The following is an 18,990-nucleotide window of genomic DNA, read 5'->3' as shown; positions in this document are numbered from 1 at the left end:
CATCTTTCCGACTTGCCCGCCGGTAACAGGGGGGCGACCATGACGCCCGGCGCACGCAGGATCGCGCTGTTCCTGCTCACCGCCATCTACGGCTTTGGGTTCATTGACCGGATTGTCATTGCGCTGGTCGCGCAGCAGATCAAGGCCGATTTCAGCCTGAGCGATTTTCAGATCGGCCTTCTTGGCGGCACCGCATTCGCGGTGATCAACACCTTTGCGTCGCTGCCGCTCGCCTGGCTGGCGGATCGCTATCCGCGCAAATGGGTAGCGGCTGGATCGCTCATGTTCGCATCGGCATTCACCATGCTCTGCGGCGCGACGAGCAGTTTCATGCAGTTGATTGCGGCGCGGTTCGGGATGGCTGGTGGCAGTGCGGGGACAGAAGCGCCACCCCATTCGATGATTTCGGACATGTATCCTCCTGAAAAGCGAGCATCGGCCATATCATTGTTCATGCTGGGCGTTCCCGTCGCGGCTTTCCTGGGCTCCTCCATTGGCGGGTCGATCGCCGCCTCGCACGGCTGGCGTGCTACCTTCTACGTGATCGGTGGCATCGGGTTACTGGTATCGATCCTGGCGTTGCTCGTGATGCGTGAGCCTCCACGCCAGGATGTAGCGATCAATGCCGAACGGATGCGTTTGAAGGATGTTTTCCTCATCCTGGTGCGCGATCGTTGCATGCGGCATATCCTGATCGGCGTATCTGTCGTCAGCCTGGGTGCCTTTGGCATCAACACCTTCCTCCCTGCCTTCTTTGCCCGCAGCTTCAATCTGGACGTAGGACAGGCGGGGCTAGCCTTCGGCCTGTTGAGCGGCATAGCGTCCGCCATCGGAACGATTGCAGGCGGCTATGGCGCTGAATGGCTGGCTCGGCGCGATGCGCGAATGTTGATCGCGGTGCCCGGCATAGGTGCGATCGTTGGCGCGCCGATCTTCATTATAGGGGTTATGCAGAAGGATCTGGTTCCCGCCTTTTGTCTGATGCTGGCGGGTTCGCTATTTTTCTACATGGCGATGGGACCGGCCATCGCCGCGCTCCATGGACTGCTCGATTCGCGTAGTCGCGCGACCGGATCGGCGCTGTTCTTGCTGATCATGTATTTGACGGGGCAGGGCTTTGGTCCGCCGATTGCCGGCCTCGCCAGCGATCATCTTTCTGCCTGGGCCTATGGATCAGCCAATTTCGCGGCCCAGTGCGCTGGCGCTGTAGGGCAAGTGTCCGGATCGGCTTGTGCGCAAGCCGGCGCGACTGGCATCCGCCTGGCAATCGCATGCTTTGGGGCCTTTTATATATGGAGCGGCCTGCATCTTATCTGGGCGGCGAGATACCGACGCGTCTAGGGTCGGCTAGGGTCGGCCAGGGGCGGCTCGTCCTGCCTAGTGCAGCACGGGCGGCCCTTTCGTCCATCACGCGCCTCGCTTGGACGATGGACAGCTACCTATATTTCAACAGGCGCATTCCGCTGTGCGGCCAGACCTTTGCCTGTTGCATCGACCAACGGCATGCGACCCAGGCATTGCCCTGATCGTCGCACTGCCGTGAAATCGAGCAGGAATCAGGGATCGACCCGCTTCTTGTTCGGGTCCAGTTTCAGCATCTCCGCGCTCTTCATTGCCGGGTCCCAATGTTCGACGATCAGGCCGTTTTCGACCCGGAAAACGTCGAACCAGCTGGTGTAATAGGTATCACCTGCCTCGTCCTTTTCCTGGCGCACGAACACGAACGTTACCATGTCTCGTTCCGCAATGATTGCGGTCAAGGGTAACGCAATGCGATCCTCAATCGGTCGTTCGGGCCGCGAATTGCGAATGAACTCTTCCAGCGCGGCGGCACCGCTGACGACATTGGGGTTGTGCTGAATATAGTGGGGACCGATGAATTCACGTACGCGGTCGGCGCGACCGGCTTGCAACAACGTCCGATACATATCGTAGCATAACTGCTTGTTGGCACGCAGGCGCGGATCGTCGCTGGCCAGCAGCGCATCATGATCGGCTGCGATCATAGGCGGAGTCTGGCCTTCGGGCACCTGCGCCGCCGGGATCAGGATCGTGACGGGCGTTTGATCTCGCATCTGAAAATCCTCTTCCTCGTTTCGCTCACGCCGACGGGGCAAAGCGTGTTTGGTTGTTTAGATAACAGTAACATTCGTTAGGGATACCGCAAGGCCCGATACGGCTCCGGTCTTAAGGCTTTGGAGCGAGGGACCTGTCAGACCAGAATGGCATGAAGACCGATTTCGGCATGTTCCGTCGCGGCTCGTACATCCTTGCGGACGTCTATCCGCAAAAACTGTCGCGAAGGGCGATCAGATTGGGGTCATGCCGCGCTGAGGGGCGTGAGAGCAGCCGGATCTCGACAGGCGGCAACGGCGTGGCAAGGTCCACGCGTACAAGCCCGGGAATCATGTCATCTACCGAATCCTGAAACAAGCATATCCAGGCGCGGTTGCGACGCACATTATTGAGCATCAGCGCGAGCGCGTCCGTTTCCAATATGATCTTGCCCGGAACAGCGCCGATGCGGTCCAACGCCAGATCGGTCAGACGGCGTTGCGGATTTTCATGCCGGAGCATGATGGCCGGATGACGGCCGAGCTCTGCGCCGGTCACACCTTTTGCACTGGCCAGTGGATGGTCCGGTCCGACGTAGATGGCTAGCTGCTCGTGCCCGACATGTACGCTGCCAGGAACTTCATCCTGATCCATTGTATAAAAACAGGCGAGATCGACCTCGCCCCGATGCACCTGCATAGCCAGCGTCCGATTATCCGGCGGATCAAGCCGAATGTGCAGCTCGATCTGCGGCCTTGCGTCCTCGAAGGCGTCGATCCTGTCCTGCAACTTCAGCATGATGAAGCCATAGGTCGTAAGGTTCAGTGTCCTACGGGTCTGTTCGCCCGTCAGTTCGCGTTGCAGATCGTTCAGGTCGGCCAGGATCGCGGAGATGCGTTCGAACGCATGCTGCCCTTTCGTGGTCAATGCGGCGGCATGGCCGGGGCGCCGCTCAAAGAGCGACACGCCCAGCCTGCTTTCGAGTTCGCGGATATGCGCACTCACGACCACCTGGGTGAGGCCGGCCTGTTCCGCGCAGGCACGGAAACTGCCATGCCTGACCACGGCGGCAAAGATGATCATCTGCCGGATCGTCAACATCGCGACACGCGCTTCCTCCTCACTCCCTCCCGCTCACGGGATTGGTGTAGTGATAGGGCGGAACAAAGACATCGGGAAAGACCGGATAGGGTTCGCTATATTCGTCCGGCTCCAGGTCGTCGAAATGGGTAACGAGGGGCAGGGCTTCCTTACCCCAGCCGCCTTCGTAGGGAACGTAGAAAGTCTGGTATGCGCGCAGCGATGCGATTTTCCAGACACCATCCTCCTTGATATAGCGATTTTCGTAGATCGCTTCGCCGAGGCGGGCGACACCGCCCAATTCGCCGACCTGCATCATAGCGCGCCAGCGGCCATGCGCGGTCTCGCCATCCTCGTCGATGTGGATGACTGGCTGCAACTGGATATGGTTCATCAGCACGCCGCGCTGCGCCGGCCCGAAATGGCGCATATATTCGCGAATACGCTCATGCCCCTTGAACTTGCCGCGCGCATTGATTTCGATGATCGCGTCGCGGGCGAACAGGTCGGCGACCTGTTCCCATTGGAACTTGTCGACATAATAGCCATAGGTCCGCTGGAGATTGGAAATGGCGATATAGTCTTCTGCCGCCTGCGCGCGCTTTTCAACACGTGCCAGGGCTTCGGTGAGAGCTTGTAACTTGGCCTCGATGGTCATGGAAAATCCTCTACTGCACTGATTAACATTGACGTACGTCGCGTTACCGGGTGCCAGACCCGTTGTTTTTCGCATCCTGATTGGCGCGATGGATGAGATAGGCGCGGATCGCCTCAAGGTCGGATGCGGTGATCTGCGTCCTGAAACCGGGCATTCCCTGGTCCTTGAGCGCGCCGCCTATCACTATCTGGTTGAAGGCGTCGGCACTGTGGATCGCGCCGCTGTGCCGCAGGTCGGGCACCATGCTGGCGCTAACCGCCGCCATGCCATGACAGCGCAGGCAGTTTTCTCCATAGAGACCGTTACCGCGCGCAATCAGGTCTGCAGATGCCGTTTCGGTCGGCGGATCGAGCTGCCGAGGCGCTGCATTCGGGAGGGGTGGCAGGATACCCTTGCCGTCGAGGCGGAACACCAGCAGCCGGTTTGGTCCCACCCCGTTTACCGGCTGTTCCGCCAGTTGCCCGCCCAGCATCGGCCATGCGCCGCCCCATCCGGCCATGACCGCGACATATTGAATGCCATCGATCGCGTAGGTGATCGGCGCGGCGGCGATGCCGGTCTGCGCATCGAACTGCCAGAGCAATTCCCCACTCTTGGCATCATAAGCGGCGAATTTCCGCTCAGCGTTACCTTGGAACACCAGGCCGCCCCCCGTCGAAAGCACGCCGCCGTTAAAATTGGCGGCCAGCTCGCGCTTCCATGCGACCTTTCGCCGTACGGGGTCCCACGCCATCAGGAACCCTTTTGTATCCTGGCGGATGGATTTCAGTTGTTCTGCGTTCCAGGCGGTTCCGCCCTGCATGTCGGTGCCGGTGTTATAGACCCCGGGGACCGGCGTCGGACTGCCACCCTGGCTGAGCGGGATGCCCATTTCCATGACCGGAAGATAGACCAGCCCGGTTTGTGGGCTGTAGGACATGGGCTGCCAATTGTGGGCGCCGCCGGAACTTGGATACAGGATCGTCGTCTTGCCAGTGCGATAGTAGCGGGCATCCGGATTTTCCACCGGGCGCCCGGTTTTGAGATCGATGTGGCTGGCCCATGTCGTCTTGGCGATGGGGTCGGCGGACAGCAATTCGCCGGTCGCGCGGTCCAGAATGTAGAAGAACCCGTTTTTCGGTGCCTGCATCAGCACCTTGCGCATTTTTCCGCCTATTTCGAGGTCCGCAAGGATGATCGGCTGCGTCGCAGTATAGTCCCAGCTTTCGGCCGGTGTTTCCTGATAATGCCAGACATATTCGCCGGTATCGGGACGGACAGCGACAATTGAGGCCAGGAACAGGTTATCGCCCTTGCCGTCGCTGCGCAGCCCATGATTTGTCGGGCTGCCATTTCCGACGCCGAAATAGAGCAGGTCAAGTTCGCGATCATATTCGATCACGTCCCACACAGTGCCACCGCCGCCCCAGCGCCACCATTGCCCGTTCCATGTCGATTGCACCTTGCCAAGCATCGCATCGGATGCGGCATTGTCCCTAGTCCCCGGTTTGCCCGGCACCGTGTAGAAGCGCCACTCTTTCTTCCCGCTTTGGGCGTCATAGGCGGTAATGAAACCGCGCGCGCCGAATTCCGCGCCACCGTTGCCGATGATGACGCGCCCCTTGATGACGCGGGGCGCACCCGTGATCGAATAGTTGACAGCGGGCGGCCAGGCGTCGTCCAGCGTCTGCACTTGCCAGCGCACTGTGCCGTCCTGCGCATTGAGTGCGATCAGGCGACCGTCCAGCGCTCCCACATAGACAAGCCCGTTTTCCACCGCTACGCCGCGAGACACTGGACCGCAACATGAGCGGGCGGCCGCCGCACGCACCTGCGGGTCATAGGTCCAGCGCACCTCGCCCGTCCGCGCGTCCACCGCGCGCACCACGTCATAAGCACTGATGATGTAAAGGGTGCCGTCCCGCATGATCGGCGTGGCTTCTTGACCGGCATTGGTGTCGAGATCAACCGACCAGGCAAGGCCCAGTCGGCCCACCGTGTCCCGGTTGATGCTGTTGAGCGGACTGAAGCGCTGGGCGTCAAGCGTCCCGCCGGTCGTCGGCCAGTCGGCACCATCGCGGGTGGCGGAATGTCGATCCGTCCCGCCACAGGCGCTCAGCAAGGCGATCATGCCTGCCATCCACGCCAGTCTTGCGATGCCCTTCATGTAACGACCTCTCAGCCCATCAGGCGAACAGGTGCGACAAGGCGCGTCAGGATGAAATCGGAAGCGGATTGCGCCAGCCGCCAACGCCAGCGGCCTTTGATCCGCGCCTGTTATCACCCCTCTTGCCGTTCTTCGCCATCCTCTTTCGTCCGCGCTTTCCCCTGTTCTCTGGAGACAGCTTATAGCCCTCAATGGCCCTTCAGAGGGGGCTAGGGGAACCCCAAAAAGCGAAAGGTCGCGATAGGTAAAATGCTATCACTCCCTATCGATTTAACACGTTCTCTCCCGTCTTAGGTGGGCCTATGCGTTGCACCATAGACGCAGTGCCAGCGGCGGCGGCGCATAAAGCCAGAAGGCTGGCCAGGAGAGGTGGGAATGATGCTTGACCAGGCGATCAACGCCTCTGGCACGGTTCATGACCGGCTAACAGCGCGAACCGTCGCAATCCTGTTCTTCTGCGCTTTCTTCATGCTGATCGAAGGGCTGGACCTCGCTGCAATGCCGCTCGCCGTGCCGCGCGTGAGCGCGCAATGGGGCCAGCCTCCCTCTGCCTTCGCCCTCAGCCTGTCCGCCGTCCTGATAGGCATCGGTCTCGCGTCGGTGTTGCTCGCCCCGCTGGGGGAAAGGTTCGGCCGCAAGCGCATGATCGTCTGGACGGGCATGCTGGCGGCGGGGGCTACTTTCGGCACCGCCACAGCAGACAATGTCTCGGCGTTCGTCGTCTGGCGCTTGCTGACCGGCATCGGCCTTGGCGCGTGCCTGCCCAATGTCACGGCCAGCGTGGCCCACATCGCGCCCGTGCATATGCGCGCCAGAATTCTGGCGATCGTCAATACGGCGATCCCCGTGGGGTCGGTGATGGCCGCACTGATTGTTGCGCCGGTGGTGAGAATAGGCAATTGGCAGGCGCTGTTCGTGATAGCGGGGCTGCTGACGCTGATCGCAATAGCCGGTCTGGTGATCCTGATGCCGTCGCATCAGCAGGCGATCCCGTCTTCGTCCACCACAACCAGGCGGCAGCCTTCAGCCTCTCCGCTTTTTGAGCTATTCTTGCCTGCCCACCGGATCAAGACATTGCTGCTCCTGGGGTTGGCGACGACCAATACGTTTCTCATCTATATGATGATAAATTGGCTGCCGACCCTGTTGCCTCGTGGTGGCATGCCGGTAGACACGGCCGCGCGGCTCAGCGGATTGTTTCAGTTTGGCGGCATCGTGGGCGGCTTTTTTTTCGCCTATCAGTTGGATCGGGGTCGCGCGGTCAGGACGTTCGTTGGCGGATATCTTTGCGCAGCCGCCGGACTAATCGGCATCGCCGTCACTGCCTATAGCGGGACGCTCTGGGCACTGTTGCTACTGGCCATAGGCGTAGGAATTTCCGGGGCCCATATCGCCATCACCATTTTTGGGATGATTTTCTATCCGCAGCATCTGCTGTCCAGCTTTGTCGGCCTGTCAATCGCCGTCACGCGATCGGGTGCGATCTGCGGGCCGTTGGCCGGCGGCTGGCTGGTCGCTCATGTAGCAGGTGTCGGCGGCTTCATGCTCGCCGCTCTTATCCCTGTCGCCCTGTGCATCGCATGGGTGTTGATCATCGGCAGGGCAGAGCGAACCGGCATCATGGCGTTGCCGACAATTACCAAGGAGAATTGCGACCGTGCGTAACTGGATCAAGCTGATAGCTGCAACCACAGCAATGGTTATGCCGGCAACTGCAGTTCTTGCTAGCGACGGTAGCGTCGCCGCTCCGCAGCCGGCATTCAAGACCTATCCCGCCCGCCCGCAGGCTCCCGCCCAGGCACCCAATATCCTCATCGTCCTGACCGACGACGTCGGTTTCGGGGCAAGCAGCACCTTTGGCGGACTCATTCCCATGCCAAATTACGACGCACTGGCGGCGCAGGGTGTTCGATACAATAATTTCCACACGACCGCGATGTGCTCCCCGACGCGCGCCGCGCTGCTGACCGGCCGCAATCATCACCGGGTGGGGTTTGGCGCCATATCCGAGGTGTCGATAGATGCGCCCGGCTATAACGCGTCCATTCCGAAAACTGCCGCGACGATTGGTCAGGTGTTAAAGGCCCATGGATATGACACCTCCTGGTTTGGCAAGAATCACAATACGCCTCCCTGGGATTTGACGCCCTACGGGCCGTTCGACCGATGGCCACTAGGGCTGGGCTTTGACTATTTTTACGGTTTCAATGGACCGGCAACCAGCCAGTTCGCGCCGATCCTGACCGAAAATCTCAACACCATCCGTCCCTATATCGGCAAGCCTGACTATATTCTGGATCGCGATACGGCCGATCATGCGATCCAGTGGCTGGGCGGGCAGAAGTCGTTGCGCCCAGATGCGCCTTTCCTGATGTATTGGTCGCCCGGTACAGCGCATGGCCCTCAGCAGGCACCCAAGGAGTGGATCGCCAAGTTTCGCGGCAAGTTCGATATGGGCTGGGACAAGCTGCGCGTCGAGATATTCAAGCGGCAAAAGGCAATGGGCGTCATTCCCAAGAATGCGCGCCTCAATCCGCGTGAAGCCGCTCTCCCGGCATGGGATTCCCTTACGCCCGAGCAGCAGAAAGTGTCGGCGCGGATGATGGAGGTTTACGCCGCCCAGCTCGCCTTCTTCGACGATCAATTCGGCCGGGTAATTGGCGAACTCAAGCGGCTTGGCGAATATGACAATACGCTGATCATCTACGTTCAGGGCGACAATGGCTCGTCGGAAGAGGCCGGGCCGCGGGGTACGAACAATGAATATGCCTCAATGAACAACAATGATCCTGAATGGGATCAGATGATTGGCAAGGAAGACAGTCTGGGCGGGCCGCACAGCGCGGGCGTGTATCAGGCGGGATGGGCTTATGCGATGAACACGCCCTTCCAATATTCCAAGCAGGTTGCGTCACACCTTGGCGGCACGATGAACGGCATGGTGGTATCCTGGCCGGGCCATGTCGCCGACCAGCGGCAGACCCGTGGGCAGTTCACCCATGTTATCGATATTGCGCCGACCGTCTACGAAGCGATCGGCATTACTCCGCCCACGCAGATGAACGGGGTCGATCAGATGCCGATCGACGGCGTGAGTTTTGCCTACACCTTTCGTGAGGCAAAGGCCGCGAACCGCCATACTGAGCAATATTTCGAACTGATGGGCAATCGCGGTTTTTATAAGGACGGTTGGCTCGCCAATACGGTCCCGGCACGCCCGACATGGGATCATAGTCCGACGCATGTCGACCCGCTCGCATTCAAGTGGGAATTATACGATCTCAATCGGGATTATTCGCAGTCCGTCAATCTGGCGGCCAGACATCCCGAAAAGCTCGCCGCGTTGCAGGCCGATTTCGAAACGGCTGCGAAGGCGAACAACGTCTTCCCTTTGACCTCCGATTTCTTCAGCCGTCTCGATGCCCGTTTCCGTCCGTCGATCTTGGGGGGACGCAACAGCGTGACATATTATCCCAGCACGGCGCGGTTCAACTATGGGGCCTTCCCCAGCCTGATGCGGACCGGATGGTCAGCCAGCGCACAAGTAGATGTTCCATCGGCAGGAGGGGACGGAACCCTGGTCGCGCAAGGCGGCTGGGCGATGGGCTGGGGGCTTTTCGTGATCAACGGCAAGCCGGTTTTTCTCTACGATCCTTCCGATCACGATACCGCCATCCGGCTGAGCGGGTCTGAGTCACTCTCCCCAGGCACGCATAGCATTATGGGGCGTTTCGTCCCGGACGCCATGCCGGGCCGGGGAGGGACATTGGAACTGTCGGTCGATGGCAAGGAAGTGGCTCGCCAGACTACACCCATGTCGTCCTCTTTCCTCGGCCTTGCCGGCTCCGTTGGGCAACTGGGTGATGAATCTGTCGCCGACGATATGGAACTGCCCTTTGCCTATCAAGGGCGGCTGCTGTCCGTAACCATCAGCCAGGAGAAGGAAACCGGCGCGCGATAGAAATATCCGGCCCGGTTGCCCCCTGTGGGTGCACACAGGAACAAGTCGCCAAGCGTATGAGCCAATATGCACTGCGCTCAAGTTGGCCGGATACCCCCTCTGGCACGACGGCGCGCTTGATTACCGACTAACGGCGGAAAGCAAAGGCCTTCGCAAGCAGGGTCGACAAGAAGATTGGGAAAGGACTGATGATGCGGCAAGGGTATCTGAAGCGGGTGCGTGCGCGATTGGCGAAGGATATGGCGCGTGTGATTGCCGCCGGCCTCGTCGCCTCCCTCAGTGGGCAGGCTTTGGCACAGGCTGGTGGCGACGCGGCATCTGCGCAGCAGCAGCAGCAACCGCTGCGCACACAGGCTGACGGGAGCTGGCGCTATTATCCCAATATTCCCAAGGCACCCAAAGGCGCTCCCAATGTCCTGCTGGTGTTGACCGACGATGTCGGTTTTGGCGCGTCGAGCACGTTTGGCGGGCCGATCCCGACGCCCAATTTCGACATGCTCGCGCGCAATGGACTAAAATACACGCAGTTTCACACGACGGCCATGTGTTCGCCCACGCGGGCGTCGCTGCTGACCGGACGCAACCATCATGCGGTCGGATCCGGATCGATCAGCAACGTGTCCGTGGATGAGCCGGGCTATACATCTGTCATTCCCGACAGCGCGGCAACTCTGGGCCAGGTGCTGAAAAATAACGGTTACGACACCGCCTGGTTCGGCAAGAACCACAATACGCCAGACTGGGAACTGGGGCCGATGGGACCGTTCACGCACTGGCCGAGCGGCATGGGCTTCGATTATTTCTATGGCTTCAACGCCGCCGGGACGGATCAGGCCAATCCGCCGTTGCTTGAAAATCATATCGGCGTCCGCCGTGATCCCAACGATCCCAACTATATCTTTGAAAAGGACATGGCCGACCATTTGCTCGCCTGGATGAGCGCGCAAAATGGCTCCAACCCCGACAAACCCTTCTTTGCCTATTATGCGCCAGGTGCCATGCACGGGCCGCAGCAGGCGCCCAAGGAGTGGATCGACAAGTTCAAAGGCAAGTTCGACATGGGATGGGATGTCGTCCGCGAACAGATACTTGCTCGCCAAAAGAAAATGGGTGTGGTCGCGCCCGATACGAAGCTGGCGCCGCCGTTGCCGGGTGTGCCCGCGTGGAGCAGCCTGTCTTCCGACCAGAAGCGTCTTTATGCGCGCATGATGGAGGTCGCTGCCGCCCAGCTTGCCTATACCGACGATCAGTTCGGCCGGATCATCGCGCGGCTGAAGGATACCGGACAACTCGACAACACGCTGATCATCTTCATCCAGGGCGACAATGGCGCGGCGCTGCACAATCTTCGCGGCACGAACAATGTCTATTCGCTGTTCGCAGGAATCGAGCCTTCGGACGAAGACATGTTGAAAGACATCGACCGACTTGGCAGCGAGCATGTGCTGAGCAACTATCCGGTCGGCTGGGGTTATGCCACCAACACGCCCTTCCCCTGGGGCAAGACGGTCGCGTCCAAATTGGGCGGACTGCGCGATGGCATGGTCATTTCATGGCCCAAGGGCATCGCCGACAAGGGCGGCGTTCGCACCCAATTCAGTCATGTGATCGATATCGCCCCCACCATCTATGAGGCCATCGGCATCGCACCTCCGGAAAAGGTGAATGGCGTTGTCCAGCAACCGATTGACGGCGTGGCATTAAATTATACTTTCAAGGATGCCAAAGCCCCGACCCGCCATCGCGAGCAATATTTCGAAATGCTCGGCAGCCGCGCCTATTACAAGGACGGCTGCCTTCCCCGAACTGACGCCGGGCTGGGAAGCCGTTGCGAAGGTAACCGTTCAGGGCATGGAGAACGGGCCGATCCTCAACCAGGGGGGCGTGCCGTCGGGCTATGCGCTATCGCTGGAAAACGGGGTGCCGGTCTTTACGTATAATCCGTCAGGCCGGGCACAGGAGCGCCGGACAGTGAAGGGCGGCGGCGCGCTCGCTCCCGGCACTCATGAGATTTCGGTCGCATTCGTTCCTGCGGACAAGGGCTTCACGCTGACCATGAAGGTCGACGGTAAGGTGACCCAGACTGCACCTGTCGATCGCATCATTCGCATCCTTGCCGGCGAAGCGATTATCGGGCGGCCAGCGCTGGACGATCGCACCGGGCCGCGGACCTGCGGGTGTGAGATAGAGAAAGTGACGGTCGGCACGGCCAAATCATCGTGATGCTCCACTGGAACAAGGCCGGGCCCGCATGTGATGGCCCGGTCCGGTTCCGACCATCAGGGGGCCCGCGCCCCAACCAGGGATTTCGTCCGGAGATCAAGGAATGACACGCTTTTTGTTGCTCGCGGCTACTGCCTTTGCCGCAATGTCAGGGGCCGCGACGGCTCAGCCCTCCGCTGCAACGCCGACCAAGCAGGACAGGATCATCCTGTTGGGAACTAAGGGTGGTCCGGTGGTCGACCTTGAGCGGTCGGAGCCTGCTTCCCTGCTCGTCATCGGCGGCACGCCCTACCTGATCGACGCGGGCGCGGGTACCGCGCATCAGTTTGTAGCGGCCGGATTTCCAATTGGCGCGCTGCGAACAATCTTCATCACGCATCATCACCTCGACCATACGGCGGGACTGGAACCGCTGATGTCGCTCAACTGGATCGGTACGGGGCTTCGCGGCGCCAAAGGGCCGCCGGTCGAAATCTATGGTCCGCCCGCGACCGAATTCCTGGTCGACGCAGCGCTGCGCTATCTAAGCGTGTCGGAGCGGATTTTTCGCGCCGGCATCCCTAGCCTGCCACAGGCCAAGACGCGCTTTGTCGGTCACGACAAACAGCCGGGCCTGATCTATTCTGACGACAAGGTCAGGGTTACGGCGGTCGAGAACTCGCATTTCGGGCACAAGTCCGTCGGGCCTGACGGCAAGGTCGACAAAAGCTATTCCTATCGGTTCGATACGCTCAGCGGATCAGTGGTGTTCACTGGCGATACAGGACCAAGTGACGCCGTCGCTGCCTTGGCGAAAGGTGCCGACATTCTGGTCAGCGAAGTCCTGCCGCCGCGCGTCGACGCGGCGCCTGTGGACAACAGCGGATCAGTTCGCACCGAACTTGCCGCGCACATGACGCTCGAACATCTGACGCCGCAGGAAGTTGGCAAGCTCGCCGCCAAGGCTGGGGTCAAGAAGCTGGTTCTGATGCACATCGCGGGCTTCCTGACCCCTCAATCCACGCAGGTTGTCGAACAAGAAATAAGGGCGAATTACAGCGGCCCTCTCATAATCGGCAAAGATCTTCAATCGATAGATCTAGCCAAATAGAATTATAAATCGCAATACATATAATAATAATAATCTTATGAGTCATATTATATAATTTTAATAATAGACATTATATCCAAATAAATATTGGGAGGGAGTGATGAAAATTATCTCACAAAGCCATCTGCTTTTGGGAACTGCCATCTGTGCTTTGCTAACGACGCCAGCGTTTGCGCAGGCAGATGCGGCAGGGCAAAATGCCGACGGCGAAATCGTCGTAACGGCCCAGCGCCGCGAACAGCGACTGCAGGACGTGCCAGTCGCCGTTTCGGTCGTCGGCGGCGAGACGCTGCAACGCCAGAACATCACCAGCCTGAATGACATGGCGGTACGCCTGCCCAACGTACGGATTTCGACCGGCACCATCGCCAATGCGATCACGATCCGGGGCGTCGGGTCAGGGCCCAATCCCGGCTTCGAACAGTCGGTCGCAACCTTTGTCGACGGCGTCTATCGCAGCCGTTCGCGCTCCACTCGCGCAGCCTTGTTTGACCTTGAACGGGTCGAGGTGCTCAAGGGACCGCAGACAACCTTCTTCGGGGCGAACGCGATTGCCGGTGCGCTGAACATCGTCACGCGAAAGCCAGGCGAAGAATTGAATTACAATGCGGTTGCGACCTATGTTCCCTCGACCCAGGAATATGATGTGCAGATGGGGGTGGACGCGCCGCTCAGCCCATCGCTCAGCGCCCGCATTGCTGGTCGCGTGTCGGGTAGCGACGGATATATCAAAAGCAGCAATACCGGCGAAGATGGGCCGCATGACCGCACGGCCCAGGGACGTATCGCTCTCAAATGGGAGCCGGACAGCGACTTCCGGTCGGACTTGCGGATAGACGGCGCGCGCTCGCGCACCCGTGGTTCAGGGATGTACCAAGTCATCAACTGTCCTCCTCCGCCGGGCTTCGCGCTCGCCCCGATCAATGTCTGCAATCGCTATCTCAATCAGAATGGCGGCAACATTGACGACACGCTCGATTATCATTCTGCGACCGGCCCTACTCAAACCAACTATGACTTCATTGAAGGTGCATGGACGAACAGTGTCGACGTCGGCAGCGGATCGATCAACATGATCTCCGGCTATTTCTGGCATCACACCACGAACTTGGGGCAGGGCATTCCATTCCCGCTGACCGATGCGATTGGCGGGACCAATGGCTATCCCACGCGTCAGGACGAACGTTATCGCCAAGTGAGCCAGGAAATTCGCTATCAGTCTGCCACCGGCGGCACATTGGAATATATGATTGGCGGCTATGCCTCGCATGGTCGGTTGAGCACGCGAACAGTTGTTGGTTTTTCGTTCCAGCCCTTTGGCGCGCGCGACACCACGGGCACTTTCAATGCCTCCACATTATTCGCCGGTAACAATATCATTACGCAAAATGATACGACCTGGTCGGGTTTCGCGTCCGCGACCATCCGTCCGATCGAGCATTTCCGGATCAATCTGGGCGCTCGTTACTCCAGCATCCAGAAGCGTGCCCATCGTACGGCCGCGCCAGGACTGGGCGACAATCTCGCCTCGTTCGAGGGATTTCAGAGCCTTTCCCCCGCCCAGACAGCAATTGTGGCGCGGCTCTTGGCCACCAATACCGCGGACTTTGCGCGCCCGGAGCGGACCGACAATAAATTCATGCCGTCCGCAAGCATTCAATATGATCTGTCGCGCGACGTCATGATATACGCAAGCTATGCCAACGGCTTTAAGGCTGGCGGCTAAAGCTTTGGGGCGCAGAACGAGGATTTCGGGCCGGAAACGGTCAACGCCTATGAACTGGGTATAAAGGGCAGCTTCCTTGACCGGCGGCTGAACATGGACCTGACATTCTATCGCAGCGACTATAAGGACCTGCAGGAAACCAGTCTTCAACTTCAGCCCAACGGGACCATCACCTCGCTGGTGCAGAATGTCGGCGCATCGCGCTCGCAAGGTGTCGAGTTCAATGCCAGTCTGCGCACAACCTCCTGGCTCACGCTCAATACCAGTGTTGCCTATCTCGACGCCAAATATACCGATTATCCCAACGGTGCCTGCACTATCCAGGCACTGGCGCAAGTCGGCGGGGGCTGTACTCAGGATCTGTCGGGCAAACGGCGCACCAACGCGCCGGAATGGAGCGGAAATGTCGGCGCACGGGCGTCTATCCCGGTCGGCAATTACAGTCTGACGGTCGATCCCTTGGTCTATTTCACGTCACGCTATTTCATGGCGGCTACCGCCGACCCGCTGCTGGAGCAGCGCGGCTATACCAAGGTCGACCTGCGCATTGGGTTCGGGCCGCAGGATGGTCGTTGGGAAGTGGCGCTGGTCGGCAAGAACCTGACCGACAAGCTGACTACGCAATATAAGCAGTCGATCCCGCTCGCACCCGGCAGCATCAGTGCCCTGGTTGACGCGCCACGAACGGTCGGCGTGCAATTGACGATCCGGTAAGCGCAACGCATCCCGGCTCATACAAGGCCGGCGCGTCCTGGCGTGCCGACACGATATGGGCCGGGAGTCGTGCCGGCCTGAGGGAATTCAAAGAGGCTTTCAGCCCAACGGACTGGCTACCAACCGCCAGTCATTTCGCGATAGGGCAGGCCCTCTTCGTCCGCTGCTCCTATCGTTTCGATCGAAGGCTGATATGTTACTACAGCCCTAAATCGCCAAATGCCGTTCGACCAGGGCGACATGCAGCCGGATACCCAGCCCCAGCACATCATCGTTGAAATCATAATGGGGGTTATGGAGTGGCGCGCCACCCTCAGGCTTTGCCTGACCCAGCCAGATATAGGCACCCTTGCAGGCTTTCAGCATGAAGGCGAAATCCTCCGATGTGAAGGCGGGGTCGGGTGCGAGCTGCGCGACGCCGACGGTCGCTGCCGCGTCGAGCGCTTCCTGCGCCGCCTGCGCATCATTGATCGTCGCGGGATAGTAACGCTGATAATCGACGCTCGCGCTCAATCCGTTGGCCAGTGCCACGCCTGCCGCAATCTCGCGGATAGATGCTTCGATCCTGTCCTGCACTTGCTCATCGAACGTCCGCACAGTGCCGCCGATACGGACTTCGGCGGGGATCACATTATGGGTATGCCCCCCATGGATTTGCGTGATCGACAGCACGGCCGACGCGGTCGGCGCGATCCGGCGCGATATGATCGCGTTCAATTGCGTCACCAGCGTCGCTGCGGCCAATATGGCATCGGGCGTATCCTGCGGGATCGCGGCATGGCCGCCGCGTCCTTCAAGCAGGATTTCGAACTTGTCGGCCGCGCCCATGATCGGGCCCGGCCGGGTCGCGATCGTGCCGGCAGGCAGATCGGGCCAGTTATGCAGACCGAACACGCGCTCGCACGGGAAACGCTCGAACAGTCCCTCCTGCACCATTTCGCGCGCACCGCCTTGTCCTTCTTCGGCTGGCTGGAAGAAGAAATGGACCGTCCCGTCGAAATTGCGGCTGCGCGTCAGCTGCTGGGCCGCGCCCAGTAGCATCGCGACATGCCCGTCATGGCCGCAACCATGGAAGGTTCCAGGCGTCTTGCTGGCCCAGGGCAGGTTGGTCTGCTCCTCGATCGGCAGTGCGTCCATATCCGCCCGCAGCCCGATACTGCGTCCCGACGTGCCGTTGCGCAGCACGCCGACCACGCCCGTACGCCCGATCCCTTCATGCACTTCGAGCCCCAGCGCGCGCAACTGCTCGGCTATCCGTCCCGCCGTGCGATGCTCGCAAAAGCCGAGTTCAGGGTGCGCGTGAATGTCGCGGCGGAACGCAACGAGCGGTTCGATCAGGTCGGTGATGTCATGCATAATCAATCAACAAGCTTCCGCTTCCAATCCTAGCGTTGCTCGCCAAACAGATGCTGGATCGGGTAATGATGTTTGATGAAGGGCGATTTGATCACGACATAGCTGAAATATTTTTCGATGCCATAATCGCTTTCCAGCATACCTTCGATGATCGACTGATAATGGCCGACCCCGCGGGTCACGAATTTCAACAGATAATCATATCCGCCGCTGACCAGATGACATTCGACAATCTCGTCCAGTTTGCGGATGCGGGTTTCAAACCGGGAAAAGTCGCCCGACCGATGTTCGGTTAGCGTCACCTCGGTAAAGACGGTCAGAAATTCGCCCAGCTTGTGCAAATTGATATGTGCGCCATAGCCGGTGATATAGCCCGCTTTCTCCAGTCGCTTGACGCGGGTCAGGCATGGGCTGGGGGACAGGCCGACGGCATCGGCCAGCTCGACATTGGTGATCCGGCCCGACTGCTGTAGCTGCGTCAGGATTTTCAGGTCGATCCTGTCCAGTCTGGGTCCGCCCAACATGTCCTTGTTCCCCCTTATATTTATCCCAGCGTCGCGCGAATATCTGCCTGTTCGAGCAAGCCGTCGAGCGTTTTCCTGATACGCGCGAATATCTCGTCCATCTCGGCATCGGTTGCGCACAGCGCCGGAGCCAGGCCGATGATATTGTCGGCAAAAGCGCGGAAGATGACGCCATTGGCATATCCATCGTTGAACAGGCGGTCGGCGACCTTGAGCGCCGGGTCAAACCGCGCTTTCGTGCCTTTGTCCGCCACCAGCTCGATCGCACCTAGCAGGCCGCGTCCACGCGTATCGCCCACCAGCGGATGGTCAGCCAGCCCGGCCAGCCCGGCATCGAATCGCGCTGCGACCTTCTGGCCGTTCGCCAATATCCCGCCTTCGGTATAAAGCCGCAACACTTCCAGCCCTACCGCCGCGCTCACCGGATGGCCCGAATAGGTCGCGCCATGGCCGATCACGACATCGGCGGCCGCGCCATCGGCAATGCCTTGATAGACTTTGTCGGACATCAGCACCGCGCCCATCGGCACATAGCCGGAGGTCAAACCCTTGGCGACGGTCATAAGGTCTGGCGTCACGCCCTCCGCTTCGCAGGCGAACATTGGCCCGGTGCGGCCAAAGGCGGTGATCACTTCGTCGGCGACCAGCAAAATATCCAGTTCGTCGCACGCCTGACGCATGGCTTTGAGCCAGCCGACTGGCGGCACGATGACGCCGCCAGAGCCCTGTATCGGCTCGCAGAAGAAGGCAGCGACATTGTCCGCGCCCAGTTCTGCGACCCTGTCCTTCAACTGCTGAACCGACCGGGCGATAATCGCTGCATCGTCCCCTTCCAGATCGCTGCGATAGGGGTAGGGCGAGCTGATATGATGCTGCCAGCGCAGCGGCAGATCGAAGTTACGATGGAAGTTGGCGAGCGCCGTCAGGCCCGCGCCGGTGCTGCTAGATCCATGATAGCCCCGCTCCAGCGCGATGCACTGTTTCTTGGCGGGCTTGCCGATGGCATTGTAATAATGGGTGATATAGCGGATCGCCGAGTCCACCGCATCCGACCCGCCCAGCGTAAAATAGACATGCTCCAGCCCCTCCGGCGACAGAGCGACGAGACGCTCGGCCAGCCGCGCGGCAGGCTCGCAACCGAAATGGAAATAGCCGGTCGCGTAGGGCAGGCGTCGCATCTGCTCTGCTGCCGCCTCGACGATGCTGTCCTGGCCATAGCCGACATTGACGCACCACAGCCCGGCAAAGGCATCTAGCACTTCGCGGCCGTCCATATCGGTCAGCCACATGCCCTTGCCGCTTTGCAACATGGTCGCGCCGCGCGCTTCATGGGCGCGGAAGGAAGTGACCGAATGAATCAGATGATCGCGGTCGATGTCCAGCAGGTTACGGTTGGATTGGTGCATCTTGGGGGTGCTCGCCATGGTGGTCATGGGACGCAGCCTATCCTTGTGACG

General features: G+C 60.0%; 13 protein-coding genes and 1 pseudogene. 7 read left to right on the top strand and 7 right to left on the bottom strand.

Annotated features, from left to right (window positions below; translation table 11 throughout):
* Positions 1 to 39: 39 nt before the first annotated feature.
* Positions 40 to 1,341: a spinster family MFS transporter gene (locus CJD35_RS16655; RefSeq protein ID WP_017181892.1), complete on the top strand. Its 1,302-nt coding sequence runs from the start codon at positions 40 to 42 to the stop codon at positions 1,339 to 1,341.
* 215 nt (positions 1,342 to 1,556) lie between these two features.
* Here the strand turns inward: CJD35_RS16655 and CJD35_RS16650 are convergent, their stop codons facing one another.
* The 4 genes from CJD35_RS16650 to CJD35_RS16635 form a co-directional block, all read right to left on the bottom strand.
* On the bottom strand, positions 1,557 to 2,075 hold the full coding sequence (locus CJD35_RS16650; RefSeq protein ID WP_095687268.1) for a nuclear transport factor 2 family protein: 519 nt from the start codon (positions 2,073 to 2,075) through the stop codon (positions 1,557 to 1,559).
* A 205-nt stretch (positions 2,076 to 2,280) separates the two neighbouring features.
* On the bottom strand, positions 2,281 to 3,156 hold the full coding sequence (locus CJD35_RS16645; RefSeq protein WP_017181889.1) for a LysR family transcriptional regulator: 876 nt from the start codon (positions 3,154 to 3,156) through the stop codon (positions 2,281 to 2,283).
* A gap of 19 nt (positions 3,157 to 3,175) precedes the next feature.
* Positions 3,176 to 3,793, bottom strand: coding sequence for a nuclear transport factor 2 family protein (locus CJD35_RS16640; protein ID WP_017181888.1), 618 nt, complete (start codon positions 3,791 to 3,793; stop codon positions 3,176 to 3,178).
* A 43-nt stretch (positions 3,794 to 3,836) separates the two neighbouring features.
* Entirely contained in the window at positions 3,837 to 5,939 is a 2,103-nt protein-coding gene (locus CJD35_RS16635) for a PQQ-dependent dehydrogenase, methanol/ethanol family (protein ID WP_017181887.1), read from the bottom strand.
* A gap of 375 nt (positions 5,940 to 6,314) precedes the next feature.
* Between CJD35_RS16635 and CJD35_RS16630 the strand changes: the two genes are divergently transcribed.
* The 6 genes and pseudogenes from CJD35_RS16630 (at position 6,315) to CJD35_RS16610 (ending at position 15,653) form a co-directional block, all read left to right on the top strand.
* Complete coding sequence (locus CJD35_RS16630) at positions 6,315 to 7,604, top strand: MFS transporter (RefSeq protein ID WP_017181886.1); 1,290 nt, start codon at positions 6,315 to 6,317, stop codon at positions 7,602 to 7,604.
* Between the two features lie 37 nt (positions 7,605 to 7,641).
* Positions 7,642 to 9,900 (top strand): arylsulfatase, encoded by a 2,259-nt coding sequence (locus CJD35_RS16625; protein ID WP_095687267.1) that lies wholly within the window; start codon positions 7,642 to 7,644, stop codon positions 9,898 to 9,900.
* A gap of 188 nt (positions 9,901 to 10,088) precedes the next feature.
* Positions 10,089 to 11,840 (top strand): arylsulfatase, encoded by a 1,752-nt coding sequence (locus tag CJD35_RS16620; RefSeq protein ID WP_244917255.1) that lies wholly within the window; start codon positions 10,089 to 10,091, stop codon positions 11,838 to 11,840.
* Positions 11,821 to 12,123, top strand: a complete 303-nt coding sequence (locus tag CJD35_RS23140) for a hypothetical protein (protein ID WP_244917254.1) — start codon at positions 11,821 to 11,823, stop codon at positions 12,121 to 12,123. Before CJD35_RS16620 ends, CJD35_RS23140 begins: the two co-directional genes overlap by 20 nt.
* 103 nt (positions 12,124 to 12,226) lie before the next feature.
* Positions 12,227 to 13,213 carry an MBL fold metallo-hydrolase gene (locus CJD35_RS16615; RefSeq protein ID WP_017181883.1) on the top strand — a complete coding sequence of 329 codons (987 nt, stop codon included), beginning with the start codon at positions 12,227 to 12,229 and terminating at the stop codon, positions 13,211 to 13,213.
* A gap of 100 nt (positions 13,214 to 13,313) precedes the next feature.
* A pseudogene (locus CJD35_RS16610) lies at positions 13,314 to 15,653 on the top strand (TonB-dependent receptor).
* Positions 15,654 to 15,860: 207 nt separating this feature from the next.
* Here CJD35_RS16610 and CJD35_RS16605 read toward each other — a convergent pair.
* Genes CJD35_RS16605 through CJD35_RS16595 form a run of 3 tightly spaced genes read right to left on the bottom strand, consistent with a single transcriptional unit; the run spans position 15,861 to position 18,966 of the window.
* Positions 15,861 to 17,009, bottom strand: a complete 1,149-nt coding sequence (locus tag CJD35_RS16605) for a M20 aminoacylase family protein (protein WP_017181881.1) — start codon at positions 17,007 to 17,009, stop codon at positions 15,861 to 15,863.
* A 29-nt stretch (positions 17,010 to 17,038) separates the two neighbouring features.
* Positions 17,039 to 17,533 carry an Lrp/AsnC family transcriptional regulator gene (locus tag CJD35_RS16600; protein WP_017181880.1) on the bottom strand — a complete coding sequence of 165 codons (495 nt, stop codon included), beginning with the start codon at positions 17,531 to 17,533 and terminating at the stop codon, positions 17,039 to 17,041.
* 20 nt (positions 17,534 to 17,553) lie between these two features.
* The gene (locus CJD35_RS16595; RefSeq protein ID WP_017181879.1) at positions 17,554 to 18,966 is read right to left on the bottom strand and encodes an aspartate aminotransferase family protein; all 1,413 of its coding nucleotides are present in this window, start codon (positions 18,964 to 18,966) and stop codon (positions 17,554 to 17,556) included.
* Positions 18,967 to 18,990 lie beyond the last annotated feature (24 nt).

It is taken from the genome of Sphingobium xenophagum (genome assembly GCF_002288285.1).
Classification (GTDB): domain Bacteria; phylum Pseudomonadota; class Alphaproteobacteria; order Sphingomonadales; family Sphingomonadaceae; genus Sphingobium; species Sphingobium xenophagum.
Note: the sequence above shows the minus strand (reverse complement) of the source record. Positions and strands in the feature narration are given on the sequence as shown.